Annotated in this window: 12 protein-coding genes and 1 riboswitch; of the genes, 8 read left to right on the top strand and 4 right to left on the bottom strand. The window is 38.4% G+C overall.

Annotated elements, in window-relative coordinates; all coding sequences use genetic code 11:
- Positions 1–42: 42 nt before the first annotated feature.
- A complete protein-coding gene (locus tag VMW39_06160) occupies positions 43–789 on the bottom strand; it encodes a DUF72 domain-containing protein (GenBank protein ID HUW23593.1) in 747 nt (248 codons plus the stop codon).
- Positions 790–950: 161 nt separating this feature from the next.
- Here VMW39_06160 and VMW39_06155 point away from each other — a divergent pair, with 161 nt between their 5' ends.
- Complete coding sequence (locus VMW39_06155; GenBank protein ID HUW23592.1) at positions 951–1,436, top strand: secretin N-terminal domain-containing protein; 486 nt, start codon at positions 951–953, stop codon at positions 1,434–1,436.
- Positions 1,417–1,887 (top strand): type II and III secretion system protein, encoded by a 471-nt coding sequence (locus VMW39_06150; protein HUW23591.1) that lies wholly within the window; start codon positions 1,417–1,419, stop codon positions 1,885–1,887. Before VMW39_06155 ends, VMW39_06150 begins: the two co-directional genes overlap by 20 nt.
- A gap of 2 nt (positions 1,888–1,889) precedes the next feature.
- On the opposite strand, the gene VMW39_06145 is transcribed toward VMW39_06150, so the two are convergent.
- On the bottom strand, positions 1,890–4,247 hold the full coding sequence (locus VMW39_06145; GenBank protein HUW23590.1) for a NosD domain-containing protein: 2,358 nt from the start codon (positions 4,245–4,247) through the stop codon (positions 1,890–1,892).
- A gap of 194 nt (positions 4,248–4,441) precedes the next feature.
- Positions 4,442–4,529: riboswitch (cyclic di-GMP riboswitch) on the bottom strand.
- Positions 4,530–4,617: 88 nt separating this feature from the next.
- A complete protein-coding gene (locus VMW39_06140) occupies positions 4,618–6,513 on the bottom strand; it encodes a tetratricopeptide repeat protein (protein HUW23589.1) in 1,896 nt (631 codons plus the stop codon).
- Between the two features lie 174 nt (positions 6,514–6,687).
- Between VMW39_06140 and VMW39_06135 the strand changes: the two genes are divergently transcribed.
- From VMW39_06135 to htpX, 5 genes are all read left to right on the top strand, one after another.
- Positions 6,688–7,329, top strand: coding sequence for a hypothetical protein (locus tag VMW39_06135; protein HUW23588.1), 642 nt, complete (start codon positions 6,688–6,690; stop codon positions 7,327–7,329).
- A 90-nt stretch (positions 7,330–7,419) separates the two neighbouring features.
- Positions 7,420–7,833, top strand: coding sequence for a DUF488 domain-containing protein (locus VMW39_06130; protein HUW23587.1), 414 nt, complete (start codon positions 7,420–7,422; stop codon positions 7,831–7,833).
- Positions 7,834–7,914: 81 nt separating this feature from the next.
- Positions 7,915–8,196 carry an acylphosphatase gene (locus VMW39_06125; GenBank protein ID HUW23586.1) on the top strand — a complete coding sequence of 94 codons (282 nt, stop codon included), beginning with the start codon at positions 7,915–7,917 and terminating at the stop codon, positions 8,194–8,196.
- Positions 8,197–8,204: 8 nt separating this feature from the next.
- On the top strand, positions 8,205–8,996 hold the full coding sequence (locus VMW39_06120) for an MBL fold metallo-hydrolase (protein HUW23585.1): 792 nt from the start codon (positions 8,205–8,207) through the stop codon (positions 8,994–8,996).
- A 232-nt stretch (positions 8,997–9,228) separates the two neighbouring features.
- Positions 9,229–10,071 carry a zinc metalloprotease HtpX gene (gene htpX / locus VMW39_06115; protein ID HUW23584.1) on the top strand — a complete coding sequence of 281 codons (843 nt, stop codon included), beginning with the start codon at positions 9,229–9,231 and terminating at the stop codon, positions 10,069–10,071.
- Positions 10,072–10,161: 90 nt separating this feature from the next.
- Here the strand turns inward: htpX and VMW39_06110 are convergent, their stop codons facing one another.
- Positions 10,162–11,286 (bottom strand): RNA-guided endonuclease TnpB family protein, encoded by a 1,125-nt coding sequence (locus VMW39_06110; protein HUW23583.1) that lies wholly within the window; start codon positions 11,284–11,286, stop codon positions 10,162–10,164.
- 228 nt (positions 11,287–11,514) lie between these two features.
- On the opposite strand from VMW39_06110, the gene VMW39_06105 reads away from it, so the two are divergent.
- On the top strand, positions 11,515–12,134 hold a 620-nt coding region (locus tag VMW39_06105), incomplete at its 3' end, for a hypothetical protein (protein HUW23582.1).

Genomic DNA, 12,134 nt, shown 5'->3' with positions numbered 1-12,134 from the left:
TAAATTTTTGACTTTGTCCCTCGAATGTTAGAAAAGGTCTGTTTACTTTTCCAGCAATTCCTTAAATCTTAAAGCGTTCTTTATAGCAAATCCACGAGCATCATTATTAAAGTAAGCGTATATATCCTTTCTTTTTTCCATCCAATGTTTAGCCTTGGAAGCCCACTTTTTAAGTTCTTTCTCCGAATAGTTGGAACCATAAAGAACCTCTCCCCCATGAAAACGGAGATAGATAAAATCGGAAGTAGCAAGTTCTTCACAAGGCCAGTTCTTAGAATGGGCGATACACAATGAGAAGCCATACTTCCTTAATATATTGTATATCTCTTTACAGAACCAGCTTGCGTGTCGAAACTCGAAACAGTGGCGGGTCGACCTGGAAACCCTGAGGCGGTGGATAATTTTACAGAATGCCTCCAGTTTTTCCCTATTGGCATGCAGGTTGGGGGGTAATTGCCACAATACTGCCCCCAGTTTTTCCTTTAAGCCTTCAGCATTATTGAAAAATAACTTCAGAGGTTCTTCGCAGTCCTTTAACTTCTTGACATGAGTGATGAAACGGCTCCCTTTAACTACAAATGTGAAGTTCTCGGGAGTTCTCTTTCGCCATCCTTCAAAAATGGACTTCTTGGGTAGCCTGTAGAAGGAAACATTTAGCTCTACTGTATTGAAGAAACTCATGTAGTGTTCCAGCCATTTCCTTTCTGGAAGACCTTTGGGATAAAAAACACCGTCTGACCAGTGGGAATAGTTATATCCGCTTGTGCCAATAAATGTCTTGATTGCCATTCGTTTTCTCCTTTTAGTTTTCCATTATATATGAGTACCTCTCCCAAGTCAAGATGCAAGGTCTTAAGAGGTTGACAAAAAAAGGGGAAATTTGGTATAGTTTGGGAAATTATTTGACATATTTATTATAAAATGTTAAACTCTTGCAACAAGGAGCAAGAATGAAAAAATTATTTAGAATAACTCTTTCAATATTTATTTTGATAACCTTTATTGTAACTTACTCATTTCCTCAACCGCTTCCTAAGGTAAAAGAGAAGGAGTTAATTCATTTAAGATACGCTAAAGTAAAAACAATGGCAGAAATGTTAAAAATTATGCTTCCAGATATGAAAATCTATCCAAATGAAGAACTTGGGGCCATAGAAATTTATGATTTTCCAGATAGAATTAAAGAGGCAAAAGAACTTATTGAAAAGGCAGATTTACCAAAAAGACAGGTGATAATTGAACTAAAAGTTTTAGAGATAAGTCATAAAAAATCAAAGGAGATTGGATTGGAACTTACAAATTGGTCAATTGCCCTTGAGGCTGTTCTTCCTCCAGAAACAGTGAGTTCCCGCCATCTTGGAGAGTATTTCCCTGGACTTGCAAAATTTAAAGATGAGAAAGCAGATATAAAAATACTTGCAACTAATAATTGGTGATAGAATCCCAATACCAATAACTACCTCATCAATAACAAGCGGTGGTCAGGTTGTATCATCAACAGCAATCCAGTTTGAGGAAGTAGGAATAAAACTCCTTGTTACGCCAACAATATATAATAATGATGAGATAGAAATTGACCTTGCAAGTGAAGTTTCATCAATTGGAGCATATACTCAGGAAGGCTATCCCCAGATTGGAACAAGGAATGCTATGACAATAATAAGACTAAAGGATGGATACACAGCGATTATTGGCGGTCTGATAAAAGAAGAAAAGAGGAAAACCAGAACTGGAATTCCTCTTTTAATGCATATTCCCATACTCGGTTATCTTTTTGGTGTGACAAAATATGAGAAAATAATTACTGAGGTAAAAATGGCAATAACTCCAAAAATATTTAAACCCGAAGAAGTTCCTGCCAAAGAAATCCCGCAAGAGAAGAAATAATCTTAAAAAGGACTATCTAAAAACTTAATAGAGAAGGATTGAATTTTCTTTTCTTGTCCCGGAGGAATTTCTGGTTTCCCTTTGTCTTTGGCTTGTCCCGGAGGAATTTCTGGCTTTCCATATTTAAAGGTAAGATTTGATTGCCAGAGGACTTCCCCTGTTTCAGCGTCGGTTACTGTTGTGTAAGTATAGTTAATTTGTTTTTTCTCTAGTCCTTTCCCCTTTTCAAGTCCTTTTGCCTTGCCATTTGCCCAGCCATTTTCAAGAAATGGAGGAGGAATCTTTTTTACTTTCTTCCAGCTGTTTGGGGATGAGAAGTCATCTCCATTTTCTGAGAATGGACTGCTCCACCAACTTCCTCTGTCACTTTTGGTGCTTGCCACATCTGGAATCCTTCCTGGTAAAATTGCTCTTATCGTATCATCACCTTCAAAATCAAGTTCTCCTATTGTCTTGCCACTTACAGCTATTTTCACGCTATCAGCAGGAGAAAGGATAGATTCTAAAGTTGAGCGATTAAATTTCACCATCAAATCAGGAATTCCATTAGAATCGTGGTCGCCAATTCCAGTAGGTTTTGCTTCAGCAATAAGAGGAGTAATTTCCTCATCATTTATTTTAGAGATTTTCACCGTGGAAATATCAATATCTTCTACATCAAAGCCTTCTGGAAATTCGATATAACAGGTTACCCATTTGCCGGCACTTTTTAGGTTTAGAGTGTTTGGGTCTAAATCTATATCTGCTGAAATTATACGCGGAGGTAAAACTAGTGCATACCAGGAAAGGAATTCGGCTCTTCCTATAATAAGATTAGCAACGGTATCCGGATACCCTTTAAGCTTGATATCTTCCTCCATAAGTATTTCATCTTCGTACCAAAAACGAACTAGCGTCAAATCCTTTTCATCGTATTCTGGAGGAATCCACTCGTCCTTATAAGTTATGCATATTTTTACTCCTTCTAAATAATCGGCAGTAGTTCTGATCTCATAAAATTTAATCGGTTCGTATCCTTCAATTTCTAACCTATACATAATTGGTTCTGGGGCTTCATCAGTTATATTGACCGTTGTAAACCCAGAAGAAGTTACTCCACCTTCAAAAGTAATAGTCACGCCCTCAGTAGGAGTAACTGTTGGAGAATCAACAGGAGTATGTGCCCCTTGATACATAAATGGATATCCGTCCTGATTATTAACGTCAATTACATATGCTGCGTCGCCGATTCCATCTTTGCCGAGTTGATCTTGATTTGGACCGCTTTTTTCATCTATACCTGTATAGTCACTCCAATAATTTCCCCCAGATGGGTAGCCATCGTCCCATTTAAATGACGGACACCACCTTTCCCCAATTTCTACCTGATTAACATTGTCGACAAAATTATTGTGATAAATGGGTTTATCAAGGATATCAATGCACCTTAAACGAAGCCCCAAGTTATTCTGTGATATTGTATTTCCTCTTATTAAGGTCCAATTAGCATATTCGACCCAAATTCCACATACATCGTTATTTGATACATTGTTTTCAATTATACTATTCTTGTGGGCAGCCCACCCACCATCCCAAGTAAATCCGACATGGATACCCACACTGTTGTTAGAGATTGTATTTTGAATTATTGTATTCTGTTTAGACCCTCTACTTAATTGAATTCCTGTCCAATTGTTTCGAATGGTACAATCTTTTATTATATTGTTTCCCGAGTCCCATAAGTAGATACCGTATGTAAACCCTTCCAGAGTTACATTTTTAATAGTGACCCCCCACTTCCAATATAGATAAATTCCAAAGCTACCAGACTGGGGAATTTGTTTATAGCCATTTCCATTTATTGTTATGCCATCTTTCTGTACACATAGTGAACCTTCAAGATCATTGGTAAAAGTGTAAACATTACCATCTACACTAATTGGTGCAGAAGGAGGAGAAACAGTTCCATCAGGTTTAATATAAGTATTTATTTTTTCCTCTAAAATGAAAACGATGTGTCCCTGAGATATCTCCTGCAAAAACGAATATTCTCCATTCGAATCAGTAACAAACCTTTCCATTAAACTACCGTCCTGATACCGATAGTAAGTAACATTTGGTTCAAACCCAGTAAAAGTTAAAGCAGTTGAAGGGGCCACGCTGCTATTTTTTATAACCAAGGTAACTATTTTAGGAATTGATTCCAATACTATATCCACTTCCTCGCTACTTGTTAAAGTTACATTCAAGTAGGAACTATCGGTTATCTCGAAATAGGTACCTACTTCACTTACCGAATTTTGTGCCAACACTATTTCCCTTGACATCAGAGAGGTAAATCCAATTACTAAAACCATTAAAATAATTTTCCAATTCTTCATAACCAGCCTCCTATTAGTTGGAGTTTTTGTTAAGACTATTATTTTGTATTTTTTAACAAATTTTGTTTTATTGCAAAATTCTGGGTAAAAAATTCACCTCCTTTTTTGCATTTATCTATCCAATAAAAAAGCCAGGTTACAGAAGATTTAAGAAGTTTGAATCTTCGGCAACCCGGCTCGCATAGATCGGTATTTTCGGCAACCAGCTAGCATAGACCTCATTCGGTCTTTAGCTCCGTGGCTTTGCATCCTCCGATTTCTCGGAGTTTGCCTTTATCGAATACCCTTTATTTCGATAATAATTATATCACAAAAACTGGCATTTGTCAACGTGAAAGATTTTATCGTCTATCCTAGTAATCAGGAAGGCTTATGGCAAAATTTCAGTTTGTATTTCTTCCTTTAACACCTTCAGATTCTTGAGCAAAGGAGGATTATCAGGATAAATCTGTAATGATGTTTTCCATTCTTTTATTGCTTCGCTTTTTTTATTTTGTAGATAGTAAACATTCCCTAAAAATTGATGGGTACCGGCATTTTGAGGATTTAATTCTACCGCTTTTTTGTATACTTTTATCGCTTCGTTATACATCTTCTTCTTAATATAAATAAAAGCGAGCCTAATATAAGTATGCTCTAAATCTGTCTTATTTTTTTCCGTTTCAATTGCCTTTTTATATTCTTCTATTGCCTTGTCATATTGCCCCTTCTGATAAGCATAAGCTTCAGCAAGATTATAATGCACTGCTGAATGGCTAATAAATTCTCCAGATTTTTTCATAAATTCAATTCCCTGATCTATCAACCCTCCTTGAATACAAGCATAACCTAATTTTATATAATCCCGTCCAAAATTGTATTTGGTTTTTTGAGTGCGATGATGATTAGTCAAATATAACATTCCAGCAAAGAGAATTAAAACAAGGACAAGCGACTTATATTTTTTACATTTGATATTTTCTTTATACCAATAAAATGAATAACTAGCAAAAATAATTAGTGGACCAACTATAGGATAACGATATTCAGAAACAACAAAGAAGAGGATAACTGCTATCATATGGCTTAATAAATAGAGATGTAACAGCAAAACTTTTCTATGGAGAATACTTAAAATAAATCCTAGTAACCCTAAAGGCGCTATGAAACTAAACGATAAGAAAGGTAGTTTTAAAAAAGAGATGTGCTCTTTGAAAAAATAATAGTTATAAGTCATAGGTTGCTCAAAGTAGTACCAAAAATAGAGGAATTTCTTTCTCAATAATTTTAACCATTGAAGAGGATGCTGACGAATAAATTTAAAACCTTGAAGAAACCAAAATCTTGAAGCTTCGCTACGCGATAATTCCCTATCCATCATTTCACTGGCTTTCCTTCGATAATTTTCTCCTTGACTTTCTGGATCTGCTTGATCGAAAGTCAAATCTACGTATGACCCTGTTGATTTGGGGTTATTTCCTATATAAAAGTTTAATCCACCGTGGGCCGTAGGAAATAGAGAAAATTCACCAGCTACAATGTAATGTCTTATTATGATTGGAAAAACCATAAGAAGAATTCCAAGGAAGAAACTTAGAAATGAGTAAAATAAACTTTTTTTTGGAGTATCTAACCACAAAATCCATATTAAAACAAATGGAGCAAACAATAAATTGTTTGGTCTTAGCAAAGTAGAAACACCTAAAAATATACCAGCTCCAAACCAATATCTAAAACGTTTTTTCTCGACAGCCATTAGGAGACAAAGCAATACAAATAGATTACAGAAGTTAATCAATGTAGCAGTCAATAGCAGTCCTTCAATATAAATTGAAAAGCCATAAACTCCAGCAATAAAACCAGCAATTATCCCAACGGTGCTATTGAACACTCGTTTACCGATCAAATAAATAAGGACACAGCTTAAAGCACCAAAAAGAAATTGAATTATAATTACTATGTTCAAATTTCGGCCAAAAACTGAGTAAACTCCAGCTAAAAAATATGCATACCCTGGATTGGAGTAAAATACTCCTCTCTTTTTGCTCAGCCAGTCTCCTGTTGTGATTTCTTGTGCCCAAGTATCATAAACTTTTGAATCAAGAACAGGGTATTGGGACAGAGGAAACTTTCTAAGTTCAACAAAGTAAAATAAACGAAATAGAAAAACAAATAGAAATATTCCTATACACCAAATAACCGTTTTATTAATCCTAGCCCATTTTTCTTCAAAAAATTTTGTGGATTGTTTTTGGTTTACCCTTATTATTTTAAATTTTTTTGTCATAGGTTACCTTTGTTTTTTCTATTTTACTTATACCAAATTTTCCCTCTTTTTGTCAACTTTGTAAGAAAGTATGCCGGCATTGGGTTATGGTTCTTGAAATTTTGGTAATTATTTGGTATCCTCAAGAGCAGGTTTAATTTCGTCAATTTAAATTAAGAAAGGAGGTTTAGCAAAATGGCTGAGGAGAAGAAAGAAACGCCGCCAGAGGAGGCTAAGAAAGAAACGGAGGAGAAGAAGGAAGTCCCGGCAGAGGAAGCTAAAGAAGCAGCCGAGGAAAAGAAAGAGGCTCCGCCAGAGGAGGCTAAAGAAGCAGCCGAGGAAAAGAAAGAAACGCCTCCAGAGGAGGCTAAAGAAGCAACTGAGGAAAAGAAGGAAGCCCCACCAGAAGAGACTAAAGCAGCCGAGGAAAAGAAAGAAATCCCGCCAGAAAAAGCTAAAGAAGCAGCCGAGGAAAAGAAGGAAGCGCCGCCAGAGGAGGCTAAAAAAGCAGCCGAGGAAAAGAAGGAAGCCCCGCCAGAAAAAGCTAAAGCAGCTGAGGAAAAGAAGAAAGCACCACCAGAAGAGACTAAAAAAGCAGCCGAGGAAAAGAAAGAAGTCCCGCCAGAAAAAGCTAAAGCAGCTGAGGAGAAGAAGGAAGAGACCCCTCCTGAGGCTAAGAAGAGTAAGAAGATAAAGAAGCTTACCTTGGATGAGGTAGAAGAGAAACTGAAATCCGTTGAGGCTATTATGGGAGGGACTTCTTCAAAGTATGCTCAACATCTTCTCCAGAGGAGAGAAGAGCTACTTCAGAAGAAAAAAGCAGAGGAGACGAAATAAATCTTCGCCTCACAAACTATTCTCTTCAAACGTTTTTTATGTTTGGCTCACCTTAAGGAGTGTTGACTTTATGAGGTATTACTGCTTGATATGGTGAAAAAGATAAAGAAAAAAAATATCTATACTATAGGCTCAGCCGCCAGATCTCAGGATGATTTCCTTAAGACTTTAAAGGACTGGGGAGTAAAGACTTTAGTTGATGTGAGGAGGTTCCCCACCAGTAAATATGAACGTTTCAAAAGGGAAAACCTGGATATGATTCTTTTCTCCTCGGAAATTGAATATGTCTATATGGGAAAGGACCTGGGTGGGTTTCGTAAGAGTGGCTATGAAGCTTATGTTAAGACGAAAGAGTATAAACAGGCTCTTAAGTCCCTCCAGAAACTAGCAAATAAAAATCCTGCTGTAATAATGTGCTGTGAGAGGTTGCCCGCTGGATGCCACAGGAAATATATTAGCCAGAGCCTGAAGAAGCTCGGCTGGAAAGTAGTTGATATAATCTAAATGTAGCGAATATGTACTTAAATTTCTGGAGTGTCAAATAAGAGTTTGACCTGGTACGCATGATTGGAGAGGCGAATACTTTTGTCCAAAGTTAGAGCTCATGTGTGGATAGAGGGGTTTGTTCAGGGAGTCTTCTTCCGTAGTTATACTCGTGACAGAGCTATGGGTTGGGGAGTGAAGGGTTGGGTGAGGAATTGCCCGGATGGTCGGGTGGAAGCTGTTTTTGAAGGGGATAAACAGGCTGTGGAAAGAATTATCCAGTGGTGCCATCGCGGTCCTGATGAGGCAGAAGTTAAAGACGTTCAGGTTGAATGGGAAGAATATAGCGGAGAATTTGACACTTTCTCGGTCAGATATTTTTAGGGGAAGATTTGAAGAAAAAAAAAGGCAAGCCTAATCGGATAATATTCTTGGGAACAGGCGGGGCAAGGGTTGTAGTGTTTAAACAGATTAGAGCTTCTGGCGGGATATGGTTCTCTATTGATGGAACGGAGTTTCTCTTAGACCCTGGCCCGGGTGCTCTCATCAGGTCTTTAGAGAAAGGTCTTAAGCCAAAGAGTCTGGAAGGGATTATCCTTTCTCACAGACATCTCGACCATTCAGCAGACATAAATGTTATGGTAGAGGCAATGACAGAAGGAGGTTTTGCCAAAAAGGGAGTTGTATTTGCTCCGGGAGACGCTTTCCAAGAGGACCCTGTTATACTCAGATATGTTAGAAATTATCTGGAGAAAGTAGAGATACTTAAAGTTGGGAAAAAATACAGGGTAGGTAATATATCCTTTGAACCTCCGGTAAAGCATATTCATGGCAATGCAGAAACTTACGGGTTCAATTTTCATACTTCTAAATGTGAAATCTCCTATCTCTCCGATACTCGCTTCTTTCCCCAGCTAACCGCTCACTATAGGAGCGACCTTCTAATTGTCAATGTAGTAAGGCTTCAACCTAGCGATCTGGACCATCTCTGTATAGAAGATGTTAAAAGGATTGTTATGGAATGTAAACCCAAGGTGTCTATCCTCACCCATTTTGGAATGACTCTCCTGAGAGCCAATCCCTGGAAGCAGGCTAAGAGCATCGAGGATTCTACAGGAGTTAAGGTAGTAGTAGCAAAGGACGGGATGGTCTTCGATACAGATAAGATGGAAGTTTCCTCCTGATAGAGTAGCTTTGATTCATCGGAGTGTTTGAATGCGCAACCTAAAGGTTGCGGCTACCGAACGATAGAATGGTAGTCGCAGGCTTCAGCCTGCGGAAATCAGAGCCCTCTAAAAATGGCTTGCAGAAGAGAGAGAATATTTAATATAATGAAACCAGTTTGCACAGATTGAATCTGTGCCTACAACCATTGTTTTGTAGGCACAATTTCAAATTGTGCAGGGGATGGTAAATATGTTGAATCAGATGAAGACCTTTATTCTAATGTTAGCCCTGACTTTAGTTTTGATCTGGGTGGGAAACCTTATCGGTGGAAGGCAGGGTATGATTTTTGCTTTCATAATTGCAGCAGGGATCAACTTCATAAGCTACTGGTATTCTGATAAGATAGTTTTGGCAATGTATAAAGCCCAGCCTTTAAGGGAGGAGGATATGCCTCAACTTTATGGCAATGTAAGGGCTCTTACCCAGAAATCTGGATTGCCCATGCCCAAACTCTACCTTATTCCCCATTCCGCTCCCAATGCCTTTGCCACCGGGAGAAATCCCCAGCACGCTGCAGTGGCAGTAACTGAAGGTATATTGCGGGTTCTGGATGAGGAAGAACTGGCAGGAGTAATCGGACATGAGCTGGCTCATGTAAGAAATAGGGACATCCTGATTCAAACTGTGGCAGCCACTATTGCTGGAGCAGTAATGATTCTGGCATCCTTTGCCCGCTGGGCAGCGATCTTTAGAGGGTACGGTTCCAGGGGAGGTAGAAGAGGAGGTGCGCTGGGGCTTCTGGTTGCTGCAATTGTAGCACCGTTTGCTGCGATGATAATTCAGATGGCGATTTCTCGCTCGCGGGAATACCTGGCTGACAGGGGAAGTGCTCTGGTAACAGGTAATCCTCTTGGTCTGGCTAGAGCACTCAGGAAGCTGGAAGCCAGTGCAAGCCAGAGGAGATTACCCGCCCACCAGGCTACCGCGCACATGTTTACTGTCAATCCTTTGAGAGGCAGAGGGCTTGCAGTTCTCTTCTCCACGCACCCTCCTACCCAGAAAAGAATTGAGAGATTAGAAAAAATGGCTTAAGGAAAGACCCAAACTTTCTGTTACGATTCTGTTTAAAGGAATTATGAATGGCCATCCTTGACACTCCCCATGCCTGAAGGCAGGGGATTCTCAGACAACACCAGCCAATGCAGGTGTTAGCGTCTGATAGCGTTGCCCACGCTGTTTTATTACGATAGAGGCATTTAGGTCTCTATCTAAAACTAAATTGCAATGAGGGCATTTATGGATACGAACAGACAGAGTTTTAGGGACTTTCTTACCACAGCCAGAGCAGATCTGAGTTGTGTTATGGGCTGGTATGCTAATTACTTGACGATTAGCTTCTGCCGCTTTATACATCAAGAAATTAGCAAACATTCCCCATCCAGCATCAGAGATGCTTTTGGCAAGATATCTGTTTTTTACCATGCCTCTTATATTCAGGTCTTCTATGTATATTGTCTTAAAAGCTTCTATATAGTAGTTAGCCAGTTTGTGCAAAAAGTCTTTTCTCTGATTAACTATTTTTTCATGGGCTTTGGCTACAAGGATACGGGCTTTATTTCTGCGATTAGAACCTTTTGTTTTGCGAGAAAGACTTCTTTGTCTTCTTCCCAGAAGTTTCTCAGATTTATGAAGGTATTTAGGATTTTCTATTTTGTTACCAGAAGAGTCGACACAAAAGGAGTTAATACCCATATCAATACCAACTTCAGCAGAAGTTTCAGGGTATTCTTTAGCAGGAACATTATCACAGGAAAAGGCTACAAACCATTTACCAGTGGATGTTCTACAAATGGTTACAGTTTTAATGTTCCCTTCAACTTCTCTGGAGAGGAAAAGCTTGAATCTACCAACGTTCTTAATGTAGAGGTATCTGCCTTTAAGTCTCCACCCAGTTTGTTTAAGGGTGAAAGAATCATATCTGTTTCTACCCTTAAAACGAGGAAATCCAGCTTTACCTTTTCTCTCTTTGAGTCTCTGAAAGAATCCCTGGAAAGCTTTATCTACTCGTTGCACAACTTCTTGAAGAACTTGAGAGCCTACAATCTTAAATTCTGGGAAGGCTTCTTTCAATTCAGGCAATTGACTCATCTGTTCATAGGCAGAAACAGATTTCTTATGCTGTCTGTATATATCAATCCTCTGTTCAAGTGCAAGGTTATAAAGAGTTCTACATATCTTAAGCCATTGATTGCAGTTGGTCTCTGTATTCTCGTTTATTTTGGTTCTATACAAAAAAGTCTTTCTCATTTTTGTTTTTCCAAAAATTTATCAATAGCTCGTCTTATAAGCTCAGCAACAGTTAAACCTGTTTTTTTAGATAACTTTTTAAGTTTTTTAATTTGCGAAACAGTTAAATGAAAATCAACTCGTTTCATACACATATTATACATACTTATAATAATGATGTCAAGAAAAAAATCAAGAAAAGAGAAACGCCTTATATCCTACAAGCTTTAGCAAGGGGGCTTTACGGCATTGTTTGGTAAATTTCTCCTTTTAGTGACTATATGTATTCTGTTCTCTCCTCTTCCCAATTGCCTGGGAGAGGAGTTACTGGATAAAGTTACAATAACTAAGATTGAGTTTTTTCAGAAAGGCAAATTAGTTGAGGTTGTGAACGATGACGCTCCTGTGCGTATCAGAACCTACCTGAAAGCAGAGGAGATGATAACAGAATTCAGAGATAAATTTTTTTTAATTTTCTATCTGAATGATTTACCCGTGCATACTTTTCCCATTTCGGATATCAAGTATACCCCATTTATTGACTACTTATGGGAGAAACCCACGAGGGGTCTCCATTCAGTAGGCGCTTCTCTGGGAACTCCCACTGGCGTGGGAGAAAGGGTCTATTACAATATATTTATAGAAGAAGTAAAACCTGTTCTGAAAATAAACAGCTTGGAGATAGATACTACAAGAAGACTGGAAGTTGGCGATAAGGTAAAATTCTTCCTCTTTGTAAGTAACGATTCCGAAAAAGTTATCTTACCCGACGATTTTATCGTGAGACTCCAGTTGAAAGCTAAAGAAGAAGAAGAAGAAGAAGAAGAAGAAGAAAAAAACGGAAGAGAAACAGATGTTTCTCTTCTCCT

The sequence above is a fragment of the bacterium genome, from assembly GCA_035530055.1.
Lineage (GTDB): Bacteria > UBA6262 > WVXT01 > WVXT01 > WVXT01 > WVXT01.
The sequence above is the reverse complement of the archived record's forward strand: the minus strand, read 5'-3'. Positions and strand labels throughout refer to the sequence as shown.